At 67.0% G+C, this 24384-nt stretch carries 24 protein-coding genes; 5 read left to right on the top strand and 19 right to left on the bottom strand.

The annotated features are described in order from the left end of the window. The 3 genes from rimM to rpsP form a co-directional block, all read right to left on the bottom strand. Positions 1–403 (bottom strand): ribosome maturation factor RimM (rimM, locus tag VFH65_RS09730; RefSeq protein ID WP_353321006.1); only part of this gene is annotated, 403 nt, incomplete at its 3' end. 10 nt (positions 404–413) lie between these two features. Continuing rightward, entirely contained in the window at positions 414–656 is a 243-nt protein-coding gene (locus tag VFH65_RS09725; RefSeq protein WP_353321005.1) for an RNA-binding protein, read from the bottom strand. Between the two features lie 8 nt (positions 657–664). Next, positions 665–1201 (bottom strand): 30S ribosomal protein S16, encoded by a 537-nt coding sequence (gene rpsP / locus VFH65_RS09720; protein ID WP_353321004.1) that lies wholly within the window; start codon positions 1199–1201, stop codon positions 665–667. Between the two features lie 229 nt (positions 1202–1430). On the opposite strand from rpsP, the gene VFH65_RS09715 reads away from it, so the two are divergent. Beyond that, positions 1431–2069, top strand: a complete 639-nt coding sequence (locus tag VFH65_RS09715) for a class I SAM-dependent methyltransferase (protein ID WP_353321002.1) — start codon at positions 1431–1433, stop codon at positions 2067–2069. Positions 2070–2074: 5 nt separating this feature from the next. Here the strand turns inward: VFH65_RS09715 and VFH65_RS09710 are convergent, their stop codons facing one another. After that, a complete protein-coding gene (locus VFH65_RS09710; protein ID WP_353321001.1) occupies positions 2075–2494 on the bottom strand; it encodes a nuclear transport factor 2 family protein in 420 nt (139 codons plus the stop codon). A 32-nt stretch (positions 2495–2526) separates the two neighbouring features. Between VFH65_RS09710 and VFH65_RS09705 the strand changes: the two genes are divergently transcribed. From VFH65_RS09705 to VFH65_RS09695, 3 genes are all read left to right on the top strand, one after another. Next, positions 2527–3402 carry a D-alanyl-D-alanine carboxypeptidase family protein gene (locus VFH65_RS09705; protein ID WP_353321000.1) on the top strand — a complete coding sequence of 292 codons (876 nt, stop codon included), beginning with the start codon at positions 2527–2529 and terminating at the stop codon, positions 3400–3402. Between the two features lie 80 nt (positions 3403–3482). Further along, positions 3483–4319 carry a D-alanyl-D-alanine carboxypeptidase family protein gene (locus tag VFH65_RS09700; protein ID WP_353320998.1) on the top strand — a complete coding sequence of 279 codons (837 nt, stop codon included), beginning with the start codon at positions 3483–3485 and terminating at the stop codon, positions 4317–4319. 115 nt (positions 4320–4434) lie between these two features. After that, positions 4435–6054 (top strand): diflavin oxidoreductase, encoded by a 1620-nt coding sequence (locus VFH65_RS09695; protein WP_353320997.1) that lies wholly within the window; start codon positions 4435–4437, stop codon positions 6052–6054. An 8-nt stretch (positions 6055–6062) separates the two neighbouring features. Here the strand turns inward: VFH65_RS09695 and VFH65_RS09690 are convergent, their stop codons facing one another. From VFH65_RS09690 to ftsY, 6 genes are all read right to left on the bottom strand, one after another. Then, a complete protein-coding gene (locus tag VFH65_RS09690) occupies positions 6063–7142 on the bottom strand; it encodes a metal-dependent hydrolase family protein (protein WP_353320995.1) in 1080 nt (359 codons plus the stop codon). Positions 7143–7144: 2 nt separating this feature from the next. Next, the gene (gene ffh, locus VFH65_RS09685; protein ID WP_353320994.1) at positions 7145–8701 is read right to left on the bottom strand and encodes a signal recognition particle protein; all 1557 of its coding nucleotides are present in this window, start codon (positions 8699–8701) and stop codon (positions 7145–7147) included. Positions 8702–8711: 10 nt separating this feature from the next. After that, positions 8712–11219 (bottom strand): [protein-PII] uridylyltransferase, encoded by a 2508-nt coding sequence (locus VFH65_RS09680; RefSeq protein ID WP_353320993.1) that lies wholly within the window; start codon positions 11217–11219, stop codon positions 8712–8714. 82 nt (positions 11220–11301) lie between these two features. Next, positions 11302–11640 carry a P-II family nitrogen regulator gene (locus VFH65_RS09675; RefSeq protein WP_163662545.1) on the bottom strand — a complete coding sequence of 113 codons (339 nt, stop codon included), beginning with the start codon at positions 11638–11640 and terminating at the stop codon, positions 11302–11304. Beyond that, positions 11637–13025 carry an ammonium transporter gene (locus VFH65_RS09670; protein WP_353320991.1) on the bottom strand — a complete coding sequence of 463 codons (1389 nt, stop codon included), beginning with the start codon at positions 13023–13025 and terminating at the stop codon, positions 11637–11639. Before VFH65_RS09670 ends, VFH65_RS09675 begins: the two co-directional genes overlap by 4 nt. A 175-nt stretch (positions 13026–13200) precedes the next feature. After that, the gene (gene ftsY, locus VFH65_RS09665; protein ID WP_353320989.1) at positions 13201–14517 is read right to left on the bottom strand and encodes a signal recognition particle-docking protein FtsY; all 1317 of its coding nucleotides are present in this window, start codon (positions 14515–14517) and stop codon (positions 13201–13203) included. 49 nt (positions 14518–14566) lie between these two features. Here ftsY and fni point away from each other — a divergent pair, with 49 nt between their 5' ends. After that, a complete protein-coding gene (fni, locus tag VFH65_RS09660) occupies positions 14567–15568 on the top strand; it encodes a type 2 isopentenyl-diphosphate Delta-isomerase (RefSeq protein ID WP_414688389.1) in 1002 nt (333 codons plus the stop codon). Positions 15569–15619: 51 nt separating this feature from the next. On the opposite strand, the gene smc is transcribed toward fni, so the two are convergent. From smc to coaD, 9 genes are all read right to left on the bottom strand, one after another. Continuing rightward, the gene (gene smc / locus VFH65_RS09655) at positions 15620–19207 is read right to left on the bottom strand and encodes a chromosome segregation protein SMC (protein WP_353320985.1); all 3588 of its coding nucleotides are present in this window, start codon (positions 19205–19207) and stop codon (positions 15620–15622) included. 26 nt (positions 19208–19233) lie between these two features. Beyond that, on the bottom strand, positions 19234–19518 hold the full coding sequence (locus VFH65_RS09650; RefSeq protein ID WP_353320983.1) for an acylphosphatase: 285 nt from the start codon (positions 19516–19518) through the stop codon (positions 19234–19236). Further along, on the bottom strand, positions 19502–19918 hold the full coding sequence (locus VFH65_RS09645; protein WP_353320982.1) for an OsmC family protein: 417 nt from the start codon (positions 19916–19918) through the stop codon (positions 19502–19504). The genes VFH65_RS09650 and VFH65_RS09645 overlap by 17 nt, the downstream gene beginning before the upstream one ends. An 83-nt stretch (positions 19919–20001) precedes the next feature. Then, entirely contained in the window at positions 20002–20859 is an 858-nt protein-coding gene (mutM, locus tag VFH65_RS09640; protein ID WP_353320980.1) for a bifunctional DNA-formamidopyrimidine glycosylase/DNA-(apurinic or apyrimidinic site) lyase, read from the bottom strand. Beyond that, positions 20852–21556 (bottom strand): ribonuclease III, encoded by a 705-nt coding sequence (gene rnc / locus VFH65_RS09635; RefSeq protein ID WP_353320978.1) that lies wholly within the window; start codon positions 21554–21556, stop codon positions 20852–20854. The genes mutM and rnc overlap by 8 nt, the downstream gene beginning before the upstream one ends. Then, positions 21553–22125: a YceD family protein gene (locus tag VFH65_RS09630; RefSeq protein WP_353320977.1), complete on the bottom strand. Its 573-nt coding sequence runs from the start codon at positions 22123–22125 to the stop codon at positions 21553–21555. The genes rnc and VFH65_RS09630 overlap by 4 nt, the downstream gene beginning before the upstream one ends. A gap of 32 nt (positions 22126–22157) precedes the next feature. Continuing rightward, positions 22158–22895, bottom strand: a complete 738-nt coding sequence (gene sepIVA / locus VFH65_RS09625; RefSeq protein ID WP_353320975.1) for a cell division protein SepIVA — start codon at positions 22893–22895, stop codon at positions 22158–22160. 228 nt (positions 22896–23123) lie between these two features. Beyond that, complete coding sequence (locus tag VFH65_RS09620) at positions 23124–23690, bottom strand: hemerythrin domain-containing protein (protein ID WP_353320974.1); 567 nt, start codon at positions 23688–23690, stop codon at positions 23124–23126. An 83-nt stretch (positions 23691–23773) separates the two neighbouring features. Beyond that, a complete protein-coding gene (gene coaD / locus VFH65_RS09615) occupies positions 23774–24250 on the bottom strand; it encodes a pantetheine-phosphate adenylyltransferase (RefSeq protein WP_353320972.1) in 477 nt (158 codons plus the stop codon). Between the last annotated feature and the right edge of the window lie 134 nt (positions 24251–24384).

Below are 24384 nucleotides of genomic sequence, written 5' to 3'. Positions count from 1 at the left end.
GGATGGCCAGCAATTCGCCTGCCCCCGTGTGTAATACCTCAGCGACGGTCCCGACCTCCTGGCCCGCCGTCGTCACCACCCGGAGTCCTTCGAGCTGATGGTCGTAGAACTCGTCGGGATCTTCGATGGGCGGCAAGTCTTCTGAGTCGACGACAAAGAGCATGCGCCGCAACGCCTCAGCGGCGTTGCGGTCGGCCACGCCCTCTAATCGCACCAGCAACCGGCCGCTGTGCGCACGTGCGGAGTCGACGACGTAGGTCCGCTCGGGACCACCCTTGGGCGCCCGACCACGCAACGTGGTGCCAGGCGCGAAGCGGGTTTCGGGGTCGTCGGTACGGACCTCGACGACGACCTCACCGGTGACGCCGTGCGCTTTGACGACCCGCCCGACCACGAGGTCCATATCAGGACCGCTACTGGTCGGTGTCCACCACGTCGACGCGAATTCCCCGGCCGCCGATACCGGCAACCAAGGTGCGCAGCGCGGTCGCGGTGCGGCCACCGCGGCCGATGACCTTGCCGAGATCGTCGGGATGCACGTGCACCTCGACGGTGCGGCCACGGCGGCTGGTCACCATGTCGACCCGGACATCCTCGGGGTTGTCCACGATGCCGCGGACCAAGTGCTCGACGGCGTCGACGACGACAGAGCTCACGGTCGCGCTCAGCTCTCGGTGGACTCGGGCGAAGTGGTGGCGTCGGCGCCCTCAGCCGCAGGCTCGGACTCGTCCTTGACGGGAGCGGCCTGCGCCTCGGTCGCCGTGGCGTCGGCGGCCTTGTCGTCGGCCTTCTCCTCCGCAGCCTTCTTGGCTGGCGCCTTCTTCTTCTTGGGCTGGGTGGCCTCGCCGGACGGCGCGCCGTCGGCCTGGGCCAGGGCGGCGTTGAACAGGTCCAGCTTGCTGGGCTTGGGCTCCTTGACCTTCAGCGTGCCCTCAGCGCCGGGCAGGCCCTTGAACTTCTGCCAGTCGCCGGTGATCTTCAGCAGGGCCAGCACCGGTTCGGTGGGCTGGGCGCCGACGCCGAGCCAGTACTGTGCCCGCTCAGAGTCGATCTCGATGAGGCTGGGCTCTTCCTTGGGGTGGTACCGGCCGATGACCTCGATCGACCGGCCATCGCGGCGGGTGCGCGCGTCAGCCACGGAAATGCGGTACTGGGGATTGCGGATCTTGCCAAGCCTGGTGAGCTTGATCTTGACAGCCATGATTAAGCGTTCTCCTGTGATTGCCACGCTGCAATTCAGCGATCGGGGCGGAATGCCCTGACCCGGTTTTGCCTTACGTGTGTGACCGCCGCGCAAGCGCCCAGTGAGAAGCCGGAGGCGGATCACTCAGAGCGGGTCGCGGGGCAGACAGCCGCCCATTGTGCCAGAACAGGGGGCTTGGCTGAAAATCCGTCCGCTGCTGAGCGCGCAGTCGCGTTGTAATGGCCATGTGACGCAACTACGGCAGCGACTGTTGTCCATCGTCGCCGGGCAACTCGGTCGCCCTCACGGACCTCTCGGTCCCCTCGTCGCGCGGGCGCTCAACCGTGGCAACGCCAGAGCTATCGCTGCCGCCGTCGACGCGGCAGAAGTTCCCCTCGGCGGTGTCGCCGCCGACATCGGTTTCGGCGGCGGTATCGGCCTGCGATTGCTGTTGGATCGTGTCGGCGACGACGGCGTGGTGTACGGCTTCGAGATCGCCGGCGACATGGTGCGCCGCGCCAGCTCGCGGTTCCGCCGCGATGTCGAGGCCGGCCGGTTGCGTCTCGGCGACGGCTCCCTGATGGCGCTGCCGCTCGACGCCGAGTCCGTCGACGCCGTGATCACACTCAACACCGTTTACTTCGTTTCCGATCTCGACGGCGCGTGCGCGGAATTGGCGCGGGTGCTGCGTCCGGGCGGGCGGGCCGTCGTCGGGATCGGAGACCCGGAAGTCATGGACGGCTTGCCCTTCACCGAGTATGGATTCACCCTGCGACCAGTCACCGAAATCGTTGCGGCGCTGACGAATTCGGGATTACAGGTCGAGCACCGTCGAATCGACGAGAAGCCCATGCCCCGCTACCTGATCGTCGGCCGGCGGGCCTGAACCCGCTACAGCAACTTGTCGAAGCACTTCTCCTCGACGCGGCGGCTCATCCGCCATCCCCGCGGCGTGCGCACGAATTCGTCGACGTACCACAGCCCGACGAAGTAGACCTGCGCCTTGTCGCCGCCCATCACCATCGGGTTGAAGCAGATCGTCCTCGACGTTGCGGTGTCGCCCTCGACGTGGACGTCGAAGTTGCCCAGCATGTGTGAATACGCCGGGAAGTTCGGCAGCACCTGCGCCAGCCACGCCTTCACCTCCGGGTAATGCCCATCGACCCCGCCCGTCGCCCGGTAGTCGATATAGGCGTCCGGGGTGAACACCCGATCGAGGTCGTCGAACCGTCGCTGGTCAATAGCGGTCGAATAGTCGACCATCAGCTGCTGAATCTCCAACCGATCCGAAATCTCCGCCAGGCTCAACATGCGTCGATTGAACACGACTACGCTGCCAGCCCATGCGGAGGCTTGTTATCTGCGTCGCGGCGGCCCTGTTGCTGGTCGCAGGGATGCCAACAGCGACGGCCGCGCCCGTCGGCGTCAGCCAGCCCTCGGGCTCGGTGCCAATCCCCGACGGGCCGGCCCAGGCGTGGATCATCGCCGATATGGACAGCGGCGCCGTGCTGGCCGCACGCGACGAATACGGCCAGTACGCGCCTGCGAGCACGATCAAGGTGTTGTTGGCGCTGACGGTTCTCGATGAGCTGCCGCTGGACATCACCGTCGTCGCCAATGAGGCCGACACCAAGGTCGAGTGCAACTGCGCGGGCGTGGCGCCCGGCCGCGTCTACACCGCACGGCAGCTGCTCGAGGCGCTGCTGCTGGTGTCTGGCAACGACGCCGCCAACACCCTGGCCACCATGCTCGGCGGGCAAGAAGCCGCCGTCATGAAAATGAACGGCAAGGCGGCGTTACTCGGCGCGTACGGCACCAACGCCGGCTCCCCGTCGGGCCTCGACGGCCCGGGTGTGGACATGTGGTCCTCGCCGCACGACCTTGCGGTGATCTTCCGTGCCGCTATGGCCAACCCGGTGTTCGCACAGATCACCGCCCAGCCGAGCACCGTCTTCCCCACTAAGACCGGCGACAAGGTGCTGGTCAACCAGGACGAGCTGCTCAAGCGCTATCCCGGCACCATCGGCGGCAAGACCGGTTTCACCGACCTCGCCCAGAAGACGTTCGTCGGCGGCGCCGAACGCAATGGCCGCCGCCTGGTCATCGCGCTGATGTTCGGCATGGACAAGCCCGGCGGCCCTACCTACTGGGATCAGGCCGTCAGCCTCCTGGACTGGGGATTCGCGCTTGATCCGAGCGCGAGCATCGGTTCGCTGTAGCCAGCACACACGCGCAAAGTTTCTGAATCGCAACAGATTCGAGACCTTGCCGGCGAGCGCAGCGAATAGGCTCGGCGCCCGTGCGAAAGTTGTTGGCCGCGTTGACCATCACGCTGTCCGCGGCCATTGCGGTCGCTCCAGTGGTATCCGCCGAGCCGGGAATCGAACCGTCGGGAGCGGTCGTGCTGCCAGAAGGCCCGGCCCAGGCATGGCTGCTCGCCGATCTGGACAGCGGCCGAATTCTGGCCTCCCGCAACCCATATGAGCCGCACGCACCGGCCAGCACCATCAAGGCACTGCTCGCGATGGTCGTGCTCGACCAACTGCCGCTCAACGCGGTGATCGTCGCCAGCCCGGCGAACACACAGGTGGAGTGCTCGTGCGCCGGCGTCAAGGCGGGCCGGGCGTACACCGTACGACAGCTGCTCGATGGGCTGATGCTGGTCTCGGGCAACGACGCCGCCAACACGCTGGCCGACGGGCTCGGCGGATATCGCGTCGCGGTAGCAAAGATGAACGCCAAGGCCGCCGCGCTTGGCGCCCGCAACACCCGCGCATCGTCCCCGTCGGGCCTGGACGGCCCCGGGATGGAGTCCATCACCACGCCCTTCGACCTGGCGATGATCTACCGTGCGGCGCTGGGATATCCGCTGTTCGCCGCGATCGCGCGCCAGCCGTCGTCGCTGTTCCCCACCGACGAAGGCCCACGGGAGATCGTCAACCAGAACGAGTTGTTGCAGCGCTATCCCGGCACGCTGGCCGGCAAGACCGGTTACACCAACATCGCCCGCAAGACCTACGTCGGCGCCGCGCAGCGCAACGGCCGGCGGCTGGTGGTCGTGCAGATGTACGGCGAAGGCGACCTGTTCGGCCAGGCGATCGGCCTGTTGGACTGGGGCTTCAGCCAGTACCGCTGAGCCCCCCGCGTGCTTGTGCGCCTGAAAGGGACGCCCCCGCAGCCGCTCACCTCAAAGTAAGGTCACCCTAACTTTGTGCACGGCATGTTCGTGCGCATGACCTAAGGGGGCGGTGGTGACTGGGCAACATGACTTCTCGCTGATCGTCGGATTCGGCACCGATATGGGAAATGCCGAAGACGCCGCCATATCGTTCACCGAGGCGCTCGACGCCATCGGCATCGAGGCGACAGCTATCGAGCTCAACCAGCTCGACGTCGCGGAGTTGCAATCGGCGACACACTTCGTCGTGGTCACGTCGACATTCGGCGACGGTGAGTTCCCCGACAACGCCACCTTGTTCTGGGAAGCGATCAGCGCCGAGACCGACCGGCTCGACCATCTGAGCTTCGCGGTGCTGGCCCTCGGCGACAGTTCCTACGAATTGTTCTGCCACGCCGGCCGGCTTCTCGATGAGCGCCTCGAAGCGCTGGGCGCCACCCGAATTGCTGACCGGATCGACATCGACGGCACCTATGAACAGCAAGCCAAGGCGTGGACGACCGATGTCGTCAAGCTGCTCGCTGAGCACAGCAATCCCGCTCCCACTGTCGATGTGACCGCCCGCGAGAGGCCCGGGCCTGAACAGTCGAGTCGCGATCGCCATCAACTATTCGAGGCGCGTCTCGCCGTCAGCCGGTGCCTCACCGCATCGGATTCCGACAAGGAGGTCCGCCACTACGAGCTTGACCTTGCCGGCTCCGGGATCGCCTATAACGCAGGCGATTCGATCGCCGTGCACGCCACCAACGATCCCGCCCTCGTCGAGGCGATGCTCACCGAACTCGGCGTGGGCGCCGACCATGCGGTCGCCGACCGCGACGAGCCACTAGGGGTCCTGCTCACCCATCACCTGGAGATCCGGACGCCGTCCCGAGCGCTGAAGGCATTGGTGGCCAACCGAACTCACGATGAACAGGCAGCGGTCGCGCTCGAGAACGACGCGACCGACGTACCGGGGTCGTGGTCGTACGGCAAGGATGTTCTCGACCTAATCAGGCTGGGCGAGCTGACCCTCGACGAGGTCGTCGACACCTTGCGCCCGCTTGCCTTCCGCGACTACTCGATCGCATCCAGCCCGCTGGTACACCCCTACCACGTGCACCTGACGGTCGCGACGGTGCGCTACACCGCGGGCGATCGCCGGTACGGTGGCGTGGCTTCGACGTTCCTGGCGGACCGCGGTGAGACGGTGCGGGTGCACCTGCGACCGAACCACACCTTCCGCCTGCCCGCCCCCGACGTGCCGATCATCATGATCGGTCCGGGAACCGGCATCGCGCCTTTCCGGGGCTTCCTTCAGGAACGCCATGCCACCCGAGCGCCGGGACGCTCGTGGCTGTTCTTCGGGGATCGTCGGCGTGCCACGAGCTTCCTCTACGGCGACGAACTCACAAGCTTCGTCGAATCAGGCACCCTGACCCGGCTCGACCTGGCGTTCTCGCGCGACTGCGCTGCGGGCGACCCGAAAACCTATGTCCAGCACCGCATGTGGGAGAACTCGGCGGAACTCTTCGAGTGGCTCGAGGACGGCGCACACGTCTATGTGTGTGGAGACGCAGAGCGGATGGCGAAGGACGTCGACGCGACGCTGCACAACATCGTGGCCAGTCGAGGCGGGATGGACGCCGCCGCAGCGCACGCGTACGTCAACGAACTCATAAAGTCCCACCGCTACGTGCGCGACGTCTACTAGCGGCGGCGCTAGAAAACCCTGCCGCGCAGGATCACGACGTCCGGATTGTTGAGAACGCTTGCGCCCGAACGCGGGTCGTCGGCGTAGCAGACCAGGTCCGCGGGTGCTCCGTGCTCGAGGACGGGACGGCCCAGCCACCGGCGGGCATCCCACGATGCGGCGCCCAACGCCTCTGTCGGGCTCATCCCGATCCGCTTGAGCGCATCGACCTCGTCGGCGATGCGGCCGTGCGCGACCATGCTGCCCGCGTCGGTGCCCGCGAAGATCGGTATGCCCGCCTCACGAGCCGTGGCGATGCGCGGATGGCACCGCTCGTACAAGTCACGCATGTGACGCGCGTACGCCGGGTACTTCTCGGCCCCAGCGGCGATACCCGGGAAGTTCTCGATGTTGATCAGCGTGGGCACCAGCGCGGTGCCGTGTTCGACCATGAGCTCGATGGTGTCGTCGGTCAGGCCGGTGCCGTGTTCGATGCAGTCGATGCCGGCGTTGATCAGGCCGGGCAGGGCCTCCTCGCTGAACACGTGGGCGGTGACACGGGCGCCGTTGGTGTGCGCGGCGTCGATCGCGGCCTTGAGCACGTCGTCGGACCACAGCGGCGCCAGGTCACCGAGGTCGCGGTCGATCCAGTCGCCGACCAGCTTCACCCAGCCGTCGCCCCAGCGCGCCTGCTCGGCCACCGCATCCGGCAGCTGGGACTCGTCATCCAGTTCGATCGCGAAGCCGCGCTGGTAGCGCTTGGGCCTCGCGAGGTGCCGGCCTGCGCGGATGATCCGCGGCAGGTCGTCATGGTCGTCGAGGCTGCGGGTGTCGACCGGTGACCCGGCGTCGCGCAGCAGCAGCGCACCCGCGTCGCGCTCGATTTTGGCCTGCGTGATGCACTCATCGAGACCTTCGACCGGGCCGTGCTCGCCAAGGCCGACGTGGCAGTGCGCGTCGACCAGCCCGGGCAGAACCCAGCCGCCATCGAATACCGTGTCCGCGTTGCCGACCGGCTCCGCGGAAAGTACGCCGTCGACGATCCACCACTGAACCGGCTCTTCATCGGGCAGCCCAAGGCCGCGGACATGAAGAGGTGGGTGGCGCATCCTTAGTTCTGACCCGGGAACTTCAGCTTCGACAGGTCGATATCGGCCAGGCCCGGCGGCAGCTCGTCGAGGCCCTTGGGCATGTTCGACAGGTCAGGGAAACCCGCGGGCATACCACCGGCGAGCGGATTACGCGCCTTCGGCGGCGTCGGCCCCCGTGCGCCCTTCTTCCCCTTCTTGCCTTTGCCCTTGGCCGCCTTACGGCTTCCGCCCTTGCGCCCGAACGGCATTCCCATCTGGCCGGCCATCTGCGACATCATCTTCCGGGCCTCGAAGAACCGGTCGACGAGCTGGTTGACCTCGCCAACCGTCACGCCTGAGCCGTTGGCGATCCGTAACCGGCGAGACCCGTTGATGATCTTCGGGTCGGCCCGCTCTGCCGGTGTCATGCCGCGGATGATCGCCTGCACGCGGTCAAGCTGGCTGTCGTCGACCGCGGCCAGCGCATCCTTCATCTGACCAGCGCCGGGCAGCATGCCGAGCAGATTGCCGATCGGGCCCATCTTGCGGATGGCCAGCATCTGCTCGAGGAAGTCCTCCAGCGTCAGCTCACCGCTGCCGATCTTGGCGGCAGCGGCCTCGGCCTGCTGGGCGTCGAAGTGCTGTTCGGCCTGCTCGATGAGGGTGAGCACGTCGCCCATGCCGAGGATGCGGCTGGCCATCCGGTCGGGGTGGAAGACGTCGAAGTCCTCGAGCTTCTCACCTGCGGAGGCGAACAGGATCGGCACGCCGGTGACCTCGCGCACCGACAGCGCGGCACCGCCGCGGGCGTCGCCGTCGAGCTTGGTCAGCACGACGCCGGTGAAGCCGACGCCCTCGCGGAACGCCTCGGCCGTGGTCACCGCGTCCTGGCCGATCATGGCGTCCAGGACGAACAGCACCTCGTCGGGGTCGACGGCCTGCCTGATCGCGGCGGCCTGGCCCATCAGTTCGTCGTCGATGCCGAGGCGGCCCGCGGTGTCGACGATGACGACGTCGTAGTGCTTGGTCTTGGCCTCGGCAAGGCCCGCGGCCGCGACGGCGACCGGGTCGCCGGGCCCGGCGTCGGCAGAGCCTTCATTGGACACGCCAGGGTGCGGCGCGAAGACCTGCACGCCTGCGCGTTCGCCAACGATCTGCAGCTGGTTGACTGCGCCGGGCCGCTGCAGGTCACACGCCACCAGCAGCGGCGTATTACCTTGTCCGCGAAGCCATTTCGCTAGCTTTCCAGCTAAGGTGGTCTTGCCGGAGCCCTGCAGGCCCGCCAGCATGATCACGGTCGGCGGGGTCTTGGCGAAGGCCAGCTGACGGGTCTCCCCGCCGAGAATCCCGACGAGTTCGTCGTTGACGATCTTGACGACCTGCTGGGCGGGATTGAGCGCACCTGAGACCTCGGCGCCCTTGGCCCGTTCCTTGATGCGCGCGACGAACTCGCGCACGACGGGCAGCGAGACGTCGGCTTCCAGCAGCGCCAGCCGAATCTCGCGGGTGGTCGCGTCGATATCGGCGTCGGTCAGCCGCCCCTTGCCACGTAGCCCCTGAAGGGCACCGGTCAACCGGTCGGACAGCGATTCAAACACGCGGTCAAGCCTAGCTGGCTTGCGAAGCCGGCTTCGCGGGCGCAGGCGCTGGCAGCAATGCGTACAGGTCGCGCTCGAGTTCGTCGCGCACGGCGCCGGATGATCGTGTGGGCACTCCGGCCGAATCGCCGTCTCCGACGACGGTGATGCTGAACACGTCGACGACCGACGAGCCAAGGGTGGTGACCTTGGCCCACGCGATGTCAACGCCGTCGCGCTCGAAGATCGCCGTCAGTCTCGCCAGCAATCCGGCGCGATCGGTCGTGCGGATCTGAACCAGCAACTCGCCGGGCTCGGCGCCGTTGGACCACAGAATGCGCGGCGGCGCCGTCGCGTGGTTGATCGGTACTGCGTCCGGCACATCGCCGGCTCGGGCCGTGCCGTGTTGGGCGGCGTCGCGGTCGCGCTTGTCCAGCGACGCCAGCACGTCCAGTTCGCCGTCGAGGGCGAGGATGAACTGCTGGCGCAACAGCTCGGCCGCCGGAGGCGTACCGAAATGCGGTGAGACGACGAACGTGTTGATCGCCGAGCCTTCGTGACCGTTGACCGAAGCCGAGTGCACGCGCAGGGAATTCAGCGCAAGCACGCCGGCGGCCTTGCTCAGCAGGCCACGGCGGTCCGGCGCGATCATCATTACGTTGTAGATGTGCGGGCTGTCGGCGGGAACCAGTTCGACGTGCACACCGACATCGGCTGCCAGCGAAAGATACCGGGGGTCAATGGGATCGGGCTGAGGCAGCGGATCGCCTGCCATCACAAGCCGGCAGCGACGGACCAGGTCACCGATCAGCGACGCCTTCCAGTCGCCCCACACCCCGGGACCGGTGGCCAACGAGTCAGCCTCGGCCAGCACATGCAACAGCTCGAGTAGCACCGGGTCGCCGTCAAGCGCGTCGACGACCGCCGCGATGACCTTCGGGTCCTGCAGGTCGCGACGCGTCGCGGTGTGCGGCAGCAGCAGGTGGTGCCGCACGAGCTTCGAGAGGATCTCGACGTCCGACGGCCATAGGCCCAGCCGAGTGCCGATCTGGGTGGCCAGCTCGGCACCGATGACGCTGTGGTCCCCGCCCCTGCCCTTGCCGATGTCGTGGACAAGCGCGCCGAGCACCAACAGGTCCGGGCGCGACACCCGCGTGGTGAATGCGCTTGCCCGCGAAACGGTTTCGACGAGGTGGCGGTCCACCGTCCAGATGTGCACGACGTCGCGCGGCGGGAGGTCGCGCACCGCGCCCCACTCCGGGAACAGCCGGCCCCACAAGCCCGTGCGATCCAGCGCCTCGATCGTGGCCACCGCAGCCGGCCCGGCCGCGAGCATCACGAGGAGGTCCTTGAGGGCCTGGCGCGGCCAGGGTGTCCGCAATTCCGGAGCGGTTTCCACCAGCCGGCTGAGCGTGGACGCCGCCATGGGCAGACCGGTGGTCGCCGATGCGGCCGCCACCCGAAGGATCAGGCCGGGATCGCGTTCGGGGCGGGCGTCGCGGGCCAGGATCACTTCGCCCGCGAACTCGATGACGCCTTCGTCGAGAGGACGGCGCACGGGTCGTCGCAGCGCCGCAAAACCGCGCCGGGGCAAGGCATTGGCGGCGGTGCGCAGTCCGGCGTCGACGTAATAGCTCACGGTGCGGGCCGCGTCGGAAAGCATGCGCGCCAAGTCAAATCGGTCACCGATGCGCAAGGCCGCGCCGATCTCGTCGGCATGTTGGGCCAGCAGCAGCTCGCGGCCGCGGCCGGACACCCGGTGAAGTTCGGTGCGGACGTTCAGCAGCGCCAGGTGCGCCTCGCCCAATGTTTCGGTCGGCGACGCCAACGAGCGGCTGGGGTACACATCGGCCAGTTGCGCGATCGCCAACGCGTTGAGCAACTGGACGTCGCGCAGGCCACCCCTGCCGCATTTCAGGTCGGGCTCTGCGCGGTGGGCGATCTGCCCGCTGCGCTGCCACCGCGCCCGCGAGTGGTCGACGAGTTCTTCGAAACGCGACGCGATCCCGGTGCGCCACTGCCGGCGCGCTCCCGCGATCAACAGCGCCGACAGGTCGCCGTCGCCGGCGATATGGCGCGCCTCGAGCATGGCCAGCCCGGCCGAGATGTCCTCACCGGCGACCGTCAGCGCCTCCGGCACGGTGCGCACACTGTGGTCGATGCGAATGTTGGCGTCCCACAACGGGTACCACAGCAGCTCGGCGACCTGACTGACCACATCGTGAGGCATGTTGTCGTGCAGCAACATCAGGTCGAGATCGGAGTACGGCAGCAGTTCGCCGCGGCCAAGGCCGCCGGTGGCGACGATCGCGAAGCCACTGGTGGCCGTGATGCCGATCTCGGCGGCCTTTGTGGTCAGCCAGAACTCGTGCAGATCCAGCAGCGCATCCCGGAGTGCGGCCGTATCAAGTTGGCGCGACCCGCCCGTCAACAGCTGCTCGGATGCCGCGGACAGATCGGTGGCAGGACGCAACGAACCCGCCGCCGGTGCCACCCATCGGGGGGCGCCGGCGGCGGGATCTGGTGTCTGCTCTTTCATTTCGAGTCCTCCCCCGGCACTTGCCTACTAACGCTCACACGGTGCACGGCCGGGAGACGACGTCTCAATTCACGACACTGCTTTACAGGGCGTCGGTCCCCCGCTCTCCGGTGCGCACCCGGACAACAGTGTCGACGGGGCTTACCCACACCTTGCCGTCACCGATCTTTCCGGTACGCGCGGCCTGGACGATGACATCGACCACCTTGTCGACGGCAGAATCATCGACCACGACCTCCACCCGCACCTTCGGCACGAAGTCGACCGAGTACTCGGCGCCGCGGTACACCTCGGTGTGACCCTTCTGGCGGCCATAGCCTTGAACCTCGCTGACGGTCATTCCGAGAATACCCGTCTGCTCCAGGCCGGTCTTGACGTCTTCGAGCGTGAACGGCTTGACGATCGCAGTAATCAGCTTCATAGTCCTCTTTCCTCCGCGCCGTGACGGGCCAGCACCGAGCTACTGCCGACCGCCGCGAGGTCGTATCCGGTTTCAGCGTGTTCAGCCTCATCGATGCCAGTCGATTCGTCTTCCTCACTGATCCGCAACCCGATTGTGTATTTCACGATCAGAGCGACGATAGCGGTACCGATGGCCGAATAGAGCAGAACCGCACCGGCTCCCACGGCCTGACGCCACAGTTGGTCGAATCCGCCGCCGTAGAACAGGCCGGCGACGCCGTTGTAGGTCTCCGGTGCCGCGACCAAGCCGATCATCAACGTGCCGACGAGGCCACCGACAAGGTGGACGCCAACGACGTCGAGTGAGTCGTCATATCCCAGTTTGTATTTCAGGCCGACTGCCAGTGCGCAGAGGACGCCGGCGAGCGCGCCGATGACGAGCGCTCCCACCACGTTGACCGCACCACAGGACGGGGTGATGGCCACGAGGCCGGCCACGATGCCCGAGGCCGCGCCAAGCGAGGTCGCCTTGCCGTCGCGGATGCGTTCGGTGAGCAGCCAGGCCAGCATGGCCATTGCCGTCGCGACCGTCGTCGTGACGAATGTCGAGCCGGCAGTGCCGTTGGAGGCGGTGGCCGAACCGGCGTTGAATCCGTACCAGCCGAACCACAGCAGGCCGGCGCCGAGCATGACGAACGGCAGGTTGTGCGGTCGCATGGGCGTACCGGGCCAACCGAGGCGCTTGCCCGCGATCAGCGCGAGGACCAGACCTGCCGTGCCCGCGTTGATGTGAACCGCTGTGCCACCGGCGAAGTCGATGGCCGCCAACTTGTTGGCGATCCAGCCGCCGGTCTCGGCGGTCGCACCGTCGAACGCGAACACCCAGTGGGCGATCGGGAAGTAGACGAAGGTGGCCCAGAGGCCGGCGAACAGCAGCCAGCCGCCGAACTTGACGCGGTCGGCGACAGCGCCGGAGATCAGAGCGACGGTGATGATCGCGAACATCAGCTGGAATGCCACGAACACCGTTGCAGGCAGCGTGAACACCAGCGGGATGTCGACGGCTGCTGCGGCTTCGAGGCCGGCAGACGGATCCGCGATAACCTCGGCGGCCGCGTTACCGCCAATCAGGCCCTTCAGTCCCCAGTACTGCGTCGGGTCGCCGAAGAGATTGCTCACGTCGTTGCCGAAGGCCAGTGAGTAGCCGTACAGCACCCACAACACCGTCACCAAGCCAATGGCGCTGACGCTCATCATGATCATGTTGAGCACACCCTTGGCGCGAACCATGCCGCCATAGAAGAACGCCAGCCCTGGCGTCATCAGCAGCACCATCGCGGCGCTTGCCAGCATCCACGCTGTGTCACCCGTGTCCGGTTGACCCAGGATCGGGAATCCATCCACTCGCAGTTTCCTCCTTCGACATGCCACGGCCGCCAAGGTTTGACGACCGTTGACCTGGCCAAGACAATGCTGAGTGGTTGTTTCGCCTAGGACGCTGGCGTGTTTCGCTCGTGTGAACGGATGCGCAGTACAGGTTTCGCGGGTGTTACATCCTGTGGTTTTTCGGATGCATTGGTTAACCGAGCAGCGCGTCGACGAACGCCGCGGGCTCAAATGGGGCGAGATCGTCGGGGCCTTCGCCAAGGCCGACGAGCTTGACCGGCACACCCAATTCCTGCTGAACGCGAAAAACGATTCCGCCCTTTGCCGTGCCGTCCAGTTTGGTCAGCACCACGCCGGTGATGTCGACGACTTCGGCAAACACGCGGGCCTGCGGCAGGCTGTTCTGGCCGATGGTCGCGTCGAGCACCAAAAGCACCTCGTCGACCTTGGCGCGCCTGCTGACCACCCGCTTGACCTTGCCGAGCTCGTCCATCAGGCCGGTCTTGGTGTGCAGCCGCCCGGCGGTGTCGATGACCACGACGTCGGCGCCGGATTCGATGCCCTTGTCCACGGCATCGAATGCGACCGAGGCCGGGTCGGCGCCCTCGGCCCCAGTGACCACTTCGGCGCCCACCCGCGACGCCCAGCTCTGCAGCTGGTGAGCTGCGGCGGCGCGGAAGGTGTCGGCAGCGCCGAGCACAACACGGCGGCCGTCGGCGACCAGCACGCGGGCCAGCTTGCCGACTGTCGTGGTCTTGCCGGTGCCGTTCACGCCGACGACCAACAACACCGACGGTTTGTCGTCGTGCGGCAGCGCCTTGATCGAGCGGTCCAGATCGGGGTGCAACTCGGAGATCAGGACCTCGCGAAGCACGGCACGCGCGTCGGTTTCGGTGCGCACATTGCTGCTGGCCATCCTCGACCGCAGCGCGGTGACCACCGAATCCGTCACCACCGGCCCGAGATCGGCGATAAGAAGTGTGTCCTCGACGTCCTGCCACGAATCCTCGTCGAGGTCTCCGCCGCCGAGCAGGCCGAGCATGCTGCGGCCCAGCGTGTTCTGCGACTTGGCGAGGCGCCCGCGCAGCCGGTCCAGCCGGCCTTCCGGTGGGGTGATGGCCTCGAGGTCGGGTGCAATGGCGTCGGCCTTGGGCGCAGCGGGCTCAGGTGCGGCGGGCTCGGGTGCGGGCGGCTCGGGCTCCCGAACCGGCGGCTCCGGCAACCGGACGTCGGCGATCGGCCGTTTCGGCGCATCGCGCGGGATGGTGGCATCATCGCCGACGGCGGGCAGCCCGCTGGTATCGATGCGGTCAACCGGCTCAGCGGTCGCTGACCGGCTGAAGGTGATACCTGAAGAGGCGGTATAGCCGCCCGAGCGGTCGATGGGAGTGGCAGTGTCTGCAGACGACAGGTTGATCCGTCGGCGCCGGTACCGCAGCAGTCCGACGACCAGCGCGACTACAAGCAGAACGGCAATGACCGCGATAGCGATCCACAAGGCCTCCGACACCACGCCATTGTCTCAGGGGGGATAGCCGGTGACGCGTGACCCCGGCGGCATGGAAACCCGCAAACGGCGCCACATCGACGTGTGCCTGACCGAGGCCGTCGAATACCAGACCGTCACCACGGGGCTAGAGCGCTACCAGTTGCCGTACAACGCGCTCACCCAGACCGACCTCGGCAGTGTCGATCTGTCCACCAACTTTCTCGGCTCGCGACTGCGGGCCCCTGTGTTGATCGGTCCGATGACCGGCGGAGCCGAACTCTCGGCGACCATCAACCACAATCTGGCCGCCGCTGCCCAGCAGCTCGGCATCGGCATGATGCTCGGCTCGCAGCGGATCATGCTCGACAACGGGTCGGCGTCGGCCAGCTTCGGCGTCCGCGACGTCGCCCCCGACGTCCTGCTGATCGGCAACATCGGGCTGGCCCAACTCAATGACATGATGGTGCCCGACCTCGTCAAGGCTTTGGATCGGGTCGGCGCCAATGCGCTTGCGGTGCACACCAATCCGTTGCAAGAGGCCATGCAGCACAAGGGTGACACCGACTTCTCCGGCTCGATCGCGCGACTACGCGTCATCGCCGGGTCGATCGGCTATCCGGTGATGTTGAAAGAGGTCGGCCACGGAATAGGCGCCGCGGCGGCCGCCGAGCTGGTCGATTGCCCGATTGCCGCCGTCGACGTCGCAGGCGCGGGCGGCACGTCTTGGGCGCGCGTCGAACAGTTCGTGCGCTACGGCGAGATCCGCTTTCCGGCCATGGCGGAGTGGGGCATTCCGACCGCCCAGGCGCTGCTGGAAGTGCGGCACATGTTGCCCGATGTTCCTGTCGTCGCGTCCGGCGGCATCCGCACCGGCATGGACGCCGCGAAGGTGCTGGCGATGGGCGCCGACGCGGTTTCGGTCGCCAGGCCACTGCTTGCGCCGGCGATCGAATCGGTTGCGGCCGTGGTGGATTGGCTGCAGTGCTTCATCGACGAGCTTCTGATCTGCCTACATGGCTGCGGCGCTGCGGATCTCGCGGCGTTGCGCCGCCGCGGCGTCACCCCATTGTGATTTGCGGAGTGTTACCGGCGCTCACCGCCGGTAAGGCGCCACAAATCGCAACTAGTTGGTGGCCGCGACCAATTCCTGGCCGCGCATGCGTTGACTGATCACCGCGGTGATGCCGTCGTCGCGCATCGTCACGCCGTAGAGCGCGTCGGCGACCTCCATGGTCGGCTTCTGGTGGGTGATGACGATCAGCTGCGAGCGTTCGCGCAACTGCTCGAACAGGCTGATCAACCTGCGCAGGTTGACGTCGTCGAGCGCGGCCTCCACCTCGTCCATCACGTAGAACGGCGACGGCCTGGCGCGGAAGATTGCCACCAGCATCGCGACGGCGGTCAGCGACTTCTCGCCACCCGACAGCAGTGACAGCCGCTTGATCTTCTTGCCAGGTGGTCGCGCCTCGACCTCGATGCCGGTGGTCAGCATGTTCTCGGGATCGGTGAGCAGCAGCCTGCCTTCACCGCCGGGGAACAACGTCGAAAACACTTGCTGGAATTCACGTTCCACGTCGACATAGGCCTCGGCGAACACCTGCAGGATGCGCTCGTCGACGTCCGCGATCACGTCGAGCAGGTCCTTGCGGGCCGCCTTGACGTCCTCGAGTTGCGTTGAGAGGAAGTTGTAGCGCTCCTCCAACGCGGCGAACTCCTCCAGCGCCAGCGGGTTCACGCGGCCCAGCTCGTTGAGCTCACGTTCGGCCTTCTTGGCGCGGCGTTCCTGGGTGGGCCGGTCGAACGGCATCGGCGCGGGCGCGGTCACCTGCTCGCCGCGCTCGCGGGCCTGCTCGTACTCGGCCATCTCCAGCTCCGACGGCGGCAGCGAGACGTCCGGTCCGTACTCGGCGATCAGATCGTCGACCGCCATCCCGAACTGCTCGAGAACCTGCTGCTCGAGCTGCTCGATGCGCAGTGCCGCCTGGGCTTTGGCGACTTCGTCACGGTGCAGCGCATCGGTGAGCGCGGCGATCTTGGCGCTGAGTTCATTGACCTCTTCGCGCGCCTTGGCCAACGCAGCTGCGCGATGCTGGCGCTCGGTGGCGACCTCGTCGCGGGCGCGCGACGCGACGGCCACCGCGGCGCTGAGCCGCTGAGCGACAAGACGTCCCGACTCGGCGACCGCGGCGGCGACGGCCGCGGCGTGCACGCGTGCCTCACGGGCACGTTGGGCGCGCAGCCGTGCCTCGCGTTCGGCCGCAGCGGCTCGGCGCAATGAATCAGCCCGCCCGCGAACGGCATTCGCCCGTTCCTCCGCGGTGCGAACCGTCAGCCGTACCTCCACCTCTGCGGCCCGGGCGGCCTCGGCGGCGGCCATCGACTCCTGGCGGTTGACGGGTTCGGCGTCGAACGTCGGCTCCTGCTGAGCGTTGTGCAGCCGCTGCTCGAGTTCGGTGAGCTCCTCGACCGTTCGCGTGCGGCCGGACTCCAGCTCATTGCGCTGGTGGATCAGCCGCTGCCATTCGTCGTCTGCTGCGCGGGCGTCTTGGCCGAGCCGGCCCAGCTGCTCATAGATCGCCGAGATCGCGGCGTCAGATTCGTTGAGCGCGGCGAGCGCCTGCTCTGCGGCGTCCTGCCGGTCGGCCTGCTCGGCCAGTGCGCCGGACAGCGCGGCCGTCAGCTCACCGACCTGCTTCTCGGCGGCCACCAGTTCGTCGCGGGCCTTCTCGACCTCCGAGGTGATCTCCAGCGTGCTCGGCTTGCGGTCCGATCCGCCGCTGACCCAGCCGGCGCCGACGAGATCGCCTTCTGCGGTGACGGCTTTCAGCTGCGGCCGCGCCGCGACCAGGTCGAGCGCGCCTGACAGGTCGCCGACCACGGCGACACCGGAGAGCATTGCGCTGATCGCGCCCTGCAACCGTGGCGGCGCGTCGACCAGATCCACCGCCCAGGCCGCGCCATACGGGGGCGGGCCCGCAGCCGGCTGCGCATGCGCGGGCCAGTCGCCGAGCACGATCGCCGCGCGGCCGCCGTCGGACTCCTTCAGCGCGGCGACCGCGGAACGGGCGGCCCCGAAGTTCTCGGCCGCGACGGCGTCGGCGGCCGCACCAAGCACCGCGGCGATCGCTGCTTCGTAGCCAGGACGCACCTTGAGCAGGTTTGCAATCGAGCCGAAAAGCCCTGCGCCACCGTGGTTTTGCTGCAACCACGCGGCGCCGTCCTTGCGGTCGAGGCCAACGGACAGCGCCTCGATGCGAGCCCGCAGCGACGCCACCTGCCGCTCGGCGCCCCGCTCGGCGGCCTGCAGCTCTGCGACGCGTTCGTCGGCCAGTCGCAGCGCGGAGACCGTGCGGTCATGGTGCTCGTCGAGGCCGACCTCGCCGGCGTCGAGTTCTGAAACCCGGCTCTGCACGGTCTCGAACTCCGCCTGCATCTGCTGTGCTTTGGCGGCGGCCTCGTCGATACCACCGGTGAGCCGTGCCACGGTTTCGTCGATCGACTCCACGCGGGTCCGCATGGTGTCGACCTGCCCGGACAGCCGGGCCAGGCCCTCGCGGCGGTCGGCTTCGGCGCGGGCGGCGGCCATATGGGCACGTTCGGCCTCGGCGGCGAGCTGCTCGCGTTCGGTGAGTTCGGCGCGAGCCGCTTCCAGCCGGGCACGGGACTCGTCCAGTTCGTCGAGCAGTTGCCGCTCCTGCTCCGCGACTTCGGCGGCCTGGGCGTCCAGCTCGTCGGGGTCGGGGCCGCTGGATGCCTCGGGTTCGGCGTCGAGATGCTGGGCGCGCTCACTGGCGATGCGCACCGTCGCGCTGACCCGTTCGGCGAGCGCCGACAGCCGGAACCACGTCTGCTGCGCGTTCTCGGCGCGCTCGCTCAGGCTGTTCACTGCCGACTCATGCGTGTCGAGCTCGGCGGACTTGGCCTCCAACCGGGTGGTCAGCTCGTCGTGCTCGCGTCGTAGCGTCGTCTCGGCCTGGTCGGTGTTGTCGAATTCGGTCTTGCGCGTGACGAGGTCGTCGGCGGCGAGCCGCAACCGGGCGTCGCGCAGATCGGCCTGGATGGTCTGGGCGCGACGGGCCATCTCGGCTTGGCGGCCGAGCGGCTTGAGCTGGCGGCGCAGTTCGGTCGTCAGGTCGGTCAGGCGGGCAAGGTTGGCCGACATCGAGTCGAGCTTGCGGACCGCCTTCTCCTTGCGCCTGCGGTGCTTGAGCACGCCCGCGGCTTCCTCGATGAACGCGCGCCGGTCCTCGGGCCGCGATTCGAGGATCTCGTTGAGCTTGCCCTGGCCGACGATGACGTGCATTTCGCGGCCGATTCCGGAGTCGGACAGCAGCTCTTGCACATCCATCAAACGGCAACTGGTGCCGTTGATTTCGTATTCGCTGCCGCCGTCGCGGAACATCCGGCGGGTGATCGACACCTCGGAGTACTCGATCGGCAACAAATTATCGGAGTTGTCGATGGTGACTGTGACCTCGGCGCGACCAAGGGGCGGCCGAGACGACGTACCGGCGAAGATGACGTCCTCCATTTTGCCGCCACGCAATGTTTTCGCGCCCTGCTCTCCCATCACCCAGGTGAGGGCGTCCACCACATTCGACTTGCCGGATCCGTTCGGGCCGACGACACAGGTGATGCCTGGCTCGAAGCGCAGAGTCGTCGGCGAAGCAAACGACTTGAAGCCCTTCAGGGTCAGACTCTTGAGGTGCACGACGTGCCACACTACCGTCGCGAAGGCTAACGTTCGGTGAACCCTTGTAGCGCGTCGCCAGGTTCTGACCAGTCCGCGACAACTTTCTCGACGCGACCGGGTGTGCTGCCGCCTTGTAGCAGTTCAAGAAGCTTTTCGCAGGCATCGCGAGGACCCTGCGCGACGACCTGTACGCGGCCGTCCGGCCTGTTGGAGGCGTATCCGGTCAGGCCCAGTTCAAGGGCTCGAGACCGTGTCCACCACCGGAAGCCGACCCCCTGCACGTATCCGTGCACCCACGCCGTCAGCCGAACGTCAGCTAACTCCTGCATCACTGACCTCAAACGTCACTTTGGTACCGGACTTCAGGGTGCGGCCGACGGTGCAGACCTGGTCGATCGCGCGCTCGACGACCGTGAGTATGCGCGCGACCTCGTCCGCGGAGAGCCCCGACAAGTCCAGCTCCATCCGTTCTTCGAGCAGCGGGTACCGCTCCTGCTCGCGGTCGGCGGGGCCGGACACCCGGATGGTGGTCGAGTAGTCGTCGCCGAGGCGCCGCTGCAGCGGCGCGTCGCTGGCCATCCCACTGCAGGCCGCCAACGCGATCTTCATCAGCTCGCCCGGCGTGAAGACACCCTCGACATCCTCGTTGCCGACGAGCACCTCTGCGCCGCGTGAGCTGCGCCCGGTGTAGCGACGCACGCCGGTGCGCTCAACCCACAGTTCCGTCATGGGCCCTTCCCTTCTCGCGAGCGACCGCAAAATGCCACCGATACACGGCGTGTCGACGTACAAACACGGTCGCTCGCGGCAGTTTATTCTCGGCGGGCGCGCGGCTTCGGCTGGCATTTCGGGCAGTAGAACGACGAGCGGTTCATGAACTTCTCCCGCCGCATCACCGCCCCGCAGCGCCGGCACGGCTCACCCTCGCGACCGTAGGCGTCCAGCGACCGCTCGAAGTAGCCCGATTCGCCGTTGACGTTGACGTACAACGAGTCGAACGACGTGCCGCCCTGACCCAGCGCTTCCGTCATCACCTCAGCGGCGGCGTCGAGCACCTCGCCGAGTTTCTGACGCGTCATCGACGACGCCAGCCGCGCACCATTAACGCGAGCCCGCCACAGCGCTTCGTCGGCGTAGATGTTGCCGATGCCCGACACCACGGTCTGGTCCAGCAGCTGACGCTTGATCTCAGAATGCTTGCGCCGCAACACCGTAACGACGCCCTCGCGATTGAACCGCGAATCCAGCGGGTCGCGGGCAAGGTGCGCGACGGGTACAGGGACGTCCGTGCCGTCGACCGTGACCATGTCGGACAGCATCCAGCCACCGAACGTGCGCTGGTCGACGAAGCTCAGCGCGGTGCCGTCGTCAAGCAATGCCGCGATGCGCAGGTGGTCCTCACGCGGTAGCGGTCCCAGCAGCATCTGCCCGCTCATACCCAGATGAACGACCAGCGCGGAGCCGTCATCCAACGTCAGCCACAGGTACTTTCCGCGGCGACCGGTGCCCGTGATGCTCGTACCCAACAGCCGCGCAGTCAGGTCGGCGGGTCCCGCCTCGTGACGGCGCACCGCGCGCGGATGGTGCACGCGCACCGCGGTGATGGTCCTGCCCGCGACGTGTGCCTCCAACCCGCGCCGGACGACCTCGACCTCGGGAAGCTCAGGCATCGATATCGGAGGCGGCAAGCGCGGTCCACGCCGCCGCCGCGGCCTTGAGCTCGGCCTCTTTCTTCGTCCGTCCGATGCCTCTGCCGTACTCGGCGTCGCTCACGATGACTGTCGCGGTGAATTCCTTGTCGTGGTCGGGGCCCGTCGACGTCACCACATAGGACGGCGCACCAAGGCCGCGCGACACCGTCAGCTCCTGCAGGCTGCTCTTCCAATCCAGGCCGGCGCCCAGCGTTGGCGCGGTGTCCAGCAGGGTGCGGAACAGCCGCAGAATCACCTCGCGGGCCACCGAGATGCCGTGCTCCAAATATATTGCGCCCAGCAGGGATTCGACGCCGTCGGCCAGAATGCTGGACTTGTCGGCACCGCCGGAGTTCTCCTCGCCCTTGCCAAGCAGCAGGTAGGCGCCCAGCCCGTCCTCGGTGAGATGGCGGCCGACGTCTGCAAGCGCGTGCGTGTTGACGATGCTGGCCCGCAGCTTGGCGAGATCGCCCTCGGAGCGGTCCGGGTGCCGGTGGTAGAGCTCCTCGGTGATGGTCAGCCCGAGCACGGCGTCGCCGAGAAACTCGAGGCGTTCGTTGGTGGGCAGCCCGCCGTTCTCATAGGAGAAGCTGCGGTGAGTGAGCGCGATGGTGAGCAGTTCGGGTTCCAGGTCGACGCCAAGAGCCTTGAGCAACTGCAGACGGTCGGCGCTCACTTGTCGTCCTGATCGAGAAGACCGGAGAGCTTGGCCCACCGCGGATCGATCTGTTCGTGGTGATGGCCGGGCTCGGCGGTGGCTAGTGCCACGCCGCACTGCGGACACAGCCCCGCGCAGTCCGGCCCGCACAGGGGCGTATACGGCAGCGCCAGCCCGACAGCGTCGATGATCGGCTGTTCGAGGTCCACGGTCTGATCTACAACGCGGCCGAGCTCGTCGGCGTCGGTTGTTTCATCGGTGGTGCTGTCGGGATAGGCGAACAGCTCGGTGAGGTCGATCTCGACGTGGTCGGCGATCGGGGTCAGGCAGCGCACACATTCCCCCGCCGTCGGCGCGGCCACCGTTCCCGTCACTAACACGCCTTCGGAGACGGCTTCGATCCGCAGATCCAGCTCCATGGGCGCACCTTTGTCGACCGCAATCAGGTCTAATCCGATGCGCGACGGGCTGGGCACCGTCTGGGCCAGCGTCATCATCGACCCAGGACGCCGGCCAAGCCGGGAGATATTGATAACCAGCGGCGACCGTGACTCGCGGCGCGCCGCCGCTTTTGGGTGCGTCGCCATGGATGTCAATCCTACGGCGACGGCCGCGGCGGCTAACGAGCCGCGTAGTCGTGGGTGCCCGCGGCGGTGCGCAACTGGTGACGTCCCCGGCCGACGGAGCGCAGCGTGCCGTTCAGGAAGTCCTCGAACTCGGCCAGCTTGCTGTCGACGTAGATGTCGCATTCGCCGCGGAGACGGTCGGCCTCGGCGTGCGCCGAGTCGATGAGCCGGGTGGCTTCGGAGGTCGCGGTCTGGACGATCTCGGTCTGCGAGACCAGCCGCTGCTGCTCCTTGATGCCTTCCTGCACAGCCTTCTCGTACGCGAGGTTGCCGCTCTCGATGAGCCGGTCGGCCTCGGTCTTGGCGCGTCCCGTGCTGGCCTCGTACTCGCGCTTCGCGGTGGCGGCGATGCGGTTGGCCTCCTCACGGGCCTCTCCCACCATTCGTTCGCTGTGCTGACGCGCCTCAGCGACCATCCGGTCGGCCTGGGCCTTGGCGTCGGCGAGCAGCCGGTCGGCTTCCGCGCGGGAATGGTTGATCAACGAGTCGGCCTCGGCGGTGGCCGTCGACACCATCGACTCCGAGTGCTCTTTGGCCTCGCGCAGCAACGAGTCGCGCGCATCGAGGACGTCCTGGGCATCGTCGAGTTCGCCGGGGATCGCGTCCTTGATGTCGTCGATCAGCTCGAGGACGTCGCCACGTGGCACTACACAGCCCGCCGTCATGGGCACGCCGCGCGCCTCTTCCACAATCCCGCCCAATTCATCGAGCGCTTCAAAAACTCGGTACACGGCACACCCTCCAGGCGTAGTTGTTGTTACCAGTGTGCCTGGTGTTACCGCTGTGACTCAGCTTCGACGCCGGTGTGTCGCCCCTCGGCCCGCGTTGCCGTGACCCAGCGTTGTCCCAGGCTGCAACTCCCGTCTGACTTGCAATGCGCACATTATGTCAACAAGGCCAGGCGACGGCCCGCCGAGATGGGCGAGCAAACAACGCCTGGCCTTGCTGAGCCGCGTCCGCTATCGCATTGCGGCGCCGATGAGGTCACGAGCCCGGTCCAGCATGGACGCGAACGGCCCGACTGCGAAATTGGCCTTCGCCGACTCCACACCGGGGTGCGGGCGGGTGGGAGCGATCGCTTCGGCGGCCTGGACGGCCTTCGCCATCCGGCCAAGATCGGCGGAGTCCAGCTTGCGCTGCAGCTTGTTGAATTCCTCGTTCTCCTCGTGGTCGGCGTGGTCGATAACCGCATCGCGGAACTTGGCGAGCTCGTCGAGGAACTTCTTGGAGCCGATGTCCATGCTTTCGAGCTGCGAGAGCATCTCCTTGGCCTTGTGCTCTTCATTGAGGCGGGCATCGACGATTTCGTCGCCGGAGGCCACCTCGCTACGCACGCGCGGATGGACCACCATTTCCTCGGCGGTCTCGTGCACTGCCAACAACTGGCGCAATTCGATGAATGCCTTCTCGCGCGCCTTCACATCGGATGCGCTGAAGACTTCCTCGAACATGTCCTTGATCAAGTTGTGCTGATCCTTGAGGAACTTCACGACGTCATCGGTTGATTGAACAAATGTCTCGACCACGGCAAAACCTCCGTCTTCCGTCGGGTTTGGTTGGGGCGCAGGGGGCTGTGCGCCACCTGATGCCTACCCGTCGAGGACGTTAATTAACCCTTGAGCTTGGCCTGCAGCCGCTTGTTGACCGGCGCCGGCAGCAGCTCGGAGACATCGCCACCCAGCGTGGCGACCTCCTTGGCCAGTGACGACGACACGAACGAGTACTGCGGCGTGGTCGCGACGAAGAACGTGTCGACACCGGCGATGTGCTTGTTCATCTGCGCCATCTGCAACTCGTACTCGAAGTCGGTGCCCGTGCGCAGCCCCTTGACGATCGCGGTCAGGCCGCGGGCCTTGACGAAGTCGACGACGAGCCCCTCCCCCGATTCGACACGCAGGTTGGGCAGGTGCTTCGTGGACTCCTCGATCATCTCGATGCGCTCTTCGAGGCTGAACATGCCCTGCTTGTTCGGGTTGACCAGCACCGCAGCCACGACCTCGTCGAATTGGGCGGCGGCGCGCTCCAAGATGTCGACGTGGCCGAGGGTCACCGGATCAAAGGATCCCGGGCATACCGCGCCGCTCATGGTCGATGACGCTATCAGGGCAGCTCAAGGCCGTCCGGAGCCGCGTTGGCAACAACATCGACTTCGGCCAGCTCCAGGCGGGTGTCGCCATAGCTGCGCGACGGCAACACATGCCAGCCCTGGGGCCACGCCAA

The sequence above is a fragment of the Mycobacterium sp. genome (assembly GCF_035697385.1).
In the GTDB taxonomy this organism is placed as follows: Bacteria; Actinomycetota; Actinomycetes; order Mycobacteriales; family Mycobacteriaceae; genus Mycobacterium.
This window is presented reverse-complemented; position numbering and strand designations above follow the sequence as displayed.